Annotated in this window: 3 protein-coding genes; all 3 read left to right on the forward strand. The window is 57.3% G+C overall.

What is annotated here, in order from left to right; translation table 11 throughout:
• The coding region (locus IOB61_RS07570; protein ID WP_290814586.1) for a chemotaxis protein CheW at window positions 1-2,307 on the forward strand (2,307 nt) is incomplete at its 5' end.
• Window positions 2,304-2,786, forward strand: coding sequence for a chemotaxis protein CheW (locus IOB61_RS07575; protein WP_085337986.1), 483 nt, complete (start codon window positions 2,304-2,306; stop codon window positions 2,784-2,786). The genes IOB61_RS07570 and IOB61_RS07575, both read left to right, overlap by 4 nt.
• A 16-nt stretch (window positions 2,787-2,802) precedes the next feature.
• A partial coding sequence (locus IOB61_RS07580) for a response regulator (protein WP_290814591.1) occupies window positions 2,803-3,050 on the forward strand: 248 nt, incomplete at its 3' end.

A 3,050-nucleotide genomic window follows, 5' to 3' on the forward strand; every position in this document is an offset into this window, starting at 1 on the left:
CCAGCGCCTGCTGCTGCCCCTGCCCCAGAACCCGCCCCAGTTTCAGCTTCTGGCCTTCGCTGGGACCCCGACCTCGGCCGCGAACTCCGCCCCGGCGAAGTCTCTCTGGCAGAACTGGAAGCGGCATTCTTGGCAGCAACGCCAGATGATGACCTAGAGCCTGTTGCAGCCGCACCTGCACCCACCGCTGCGACTGCCGAAGTTGCAGCGCCTGCTGCCCCTGCGGTTGAGCGTCGTGCCGCACCAGAAATGCGCGCGATTAAAGATGACGATGATGATGCAGCCGCCAAGGGTGGCGCGGTCTCGTCCAACCAAACCATTCGCGTCAATGTGGAAGTGCTGGAAACCTTGATGACCATGGTTTCCGAACTGGTGCTGACCCGCAACCAGCTGATGCAAATGGTGCGCAACACCACCGATAGCGAGTTTAAGGGCCCGCTGCAGCGCTTGTCTGCGGTGACGGCTGAGCTGCAAGACAGCGTGATGAAGACGCGGATGCAGCCGATTGGCTCAGCTTGGAAGAAGCTTCCCCGCATCGTGCGCGATGCGGCTCGCGATCTGAACAAGAAGATCGACCTCGTCATGGATGGGGAGGCGACCGAATTGGATCGCCAAGTCTTGGAGCTGATTAAAGACCCCCTGACCCATATGATCCGCAATTCGTGCGATCATGGTCTGGAAGCGCCTGCTTCACGTATTGCGGCAGGAAAATCGGAGACCGGAACAATCCGCCTGAACGCCTATCATGAAGGCGGTCATATTGTGATCGAAGTTTCCGATGATGGTGCAGGTCTGTCGACATCGCGGATCCGCGATAAAGCCATCAAAAATGGCCTCGTTAGCGAAGAGCAAGCGTGGACCATGTCGGACGCGCAAATCCATCGCTTTATCTTTGCCCCTGGCTTCTCAACCGCAGCTGCGGTCACCAGCATTTCTGGCCGCGGGGTCGGCATGGATGTGGTGCGCACCAATATTGAACTGATTGGCGGGACGATTGATCTGCAATCGACCGAGGGCCGCGGCACCAAATTCTTCATCAAAATCCCGCTGACCTTGGCAATTGTCTCGGCCTTGGTTGTGGGTTCGCGGCAACAACGCTTTGCCATCCCGCAATTGTCGATTGTGGAATTGGTCGGTGCGGGTGGGGCTTCCGAGCATAAAGTCGAAATCCTCAATTCCGCGCGCGTGCTGCGCTTGCGGGACCGCTTGCTGCCGCTGGTTGATCTGTCGGAAGTCTTGGGCGTGCCGCCACGTGACCCGGTCATTGACGAGTCGCATTCGGCCTTTGTTGTGGTGATGCAGCATTCGGGTCAATTGTTTGGCGTGGTCGTCGATGAAGTGTTCGACACCGAAGAAATCGTGGTGAAGCCACTCTCTAAGGCCTTGGCAGATGTGGGCACCTTCTCCGGCGCAACCATTCTGGGCGATGGCTCCGTGATCATGATTATTGACCCCGGTGCCGTGTATCGCCGCGTTGGACAAGCCGAAGAAGTCGTTGAAGAAGTTGTTGAAGCGGTTCAGAAAAAGCGCGGTCAGCGCCCTGAAACCACCTCCATGATCGTGTTCCAAGCCGGCGGCGAACAGCCAAAGGCGGTACCGCTCTCCTTGGTGACGCGCCTTGAGGAATTGGATGCGACCAGCTTCGAGCAAGGCGATGGCCGCACCTTGGTGCAATATCGTGGCGAGTTGATGCCCATCGTGGCGGCCGACCCTTATGCCCCGATTGCCACCACCGGCGTTCAGCCTGTTTTGGTCTTTACCTATAATGGCTTGGCAGCTGGTATGGCCGTCGACAAGATTGTCGATATTGTGGAAGAAGCCCTCGATATTGAAATGGCAGCCGACCGCCCCGGCCTCTTGGGTGTGGCCGTCATCAAGGGCAAAGCGACCGAAGTTCTCGACGTCAGCCACTATTTGAACCTCGCTTTGACCAATTGGGACGATCCAGGCGTCAATAAGCCCGCCAAACATATTGTTTTGGTTGAGCGTAATCCGTTCTTCCGCAACCTGTTGTCGCCGCTTCTGCGCTCGGCTGGGTATGAAGTTCAAGCCGTTGAGACGGTCTCTGCCGCTTTGGTCTGCGCTGAATATCGTAAGCCTGCCGCGGTGCTGACCGACATTGATGTCGATGTCGCCTCGGCCCGTCGTTTGTTGAGCGATGATCGCTTGGCTGGGACCAGCATTGTTGCCCTTTCGGGTTCGCCTGATGCAGACGCGACAGGCTTTGCCTCCCTCGTCCGCAAGTCGGACCGGGACAGCCTGATTGCCGCTATCGAACACGCCGCCAAATTGGAGATTGCCGCATGACCGCCCTTGCATCGCGCCAAGAAAGCGAATTGGCTTTAGCCAAGGCTGGAACCAAGGAGTTTGTGACCGTTCATGTCGCTGACCAATTGTTCGGCGTTGAGGTTACAGACATCCAAGATGTGTTTTCTCTCAAAGGCTTAACCCCAGTTCCTGGTGCCCGCCCAGAAATTGCGGGCGTATTGAATTTACGCGGGCGTATCGTAACCGCGATTGACGCACGCTGCCGTCTTGGCCTGCCCTCCCGGCCACAAGGCTTTGCCGGAATGATGGCGGTGGGCGTTGAATATCAGGGCGAAGCTTACGGCATTCTGGTGGATTCCGTTGGCGAAGTCCTGCGTCTGTCGGACTCAGATTTCGAGCCCAATCCAGTCAATCTGAACCCGAATTGGAAGGATGTCAGCCAAGGCGTTTACCGCTTGGATGGCCGCCTTTTGATGACTTTGAATATCGACCAACTCCTCTGCGTCGCCACCGCCTGAAACAGGAAATGAGATCATGAAGACCTGCCTTGTTGTCGATGATAGCCGCGTAATCCGCAAAGTCGCGCGCCGTATTTTAGAAGATTTGTCGTTCCGCGTCGAAGAAGCGGGCGACGGATCAGAAGCTTTGTCCTTCTGCCGCAGCTCGATGCCTGACGCCATTTTGCTCGACTGGAACATGCCCGTCATGAACGGCATTGACGTCCTGCGTCACTTGCGTGCGGACCCCGGTGGCGACCGCCCAGTTGTGGTCTTCTGCACCAC

Origin of the sequence: Aquidulcibacter sp. (assembly GCF_020253525.1) — a bacterium.
In the GTDB taxonomy this organism is placed as follows: Bacteria; Pseudomonadota; Alphaproteobacteria; order Caulobacterales; family Aquidulcibacteraceae; genus Aquidulcibacter.

Coding starts and splice junctions, on each gene's coding strand:
- IOB61_RS07575 (WP_085337986.1), top strand. CDS start 2,304: ATGACCGCCCTTGCATCGCGCCAAGAAAGCGAATTGGCTTTAGCCAAG.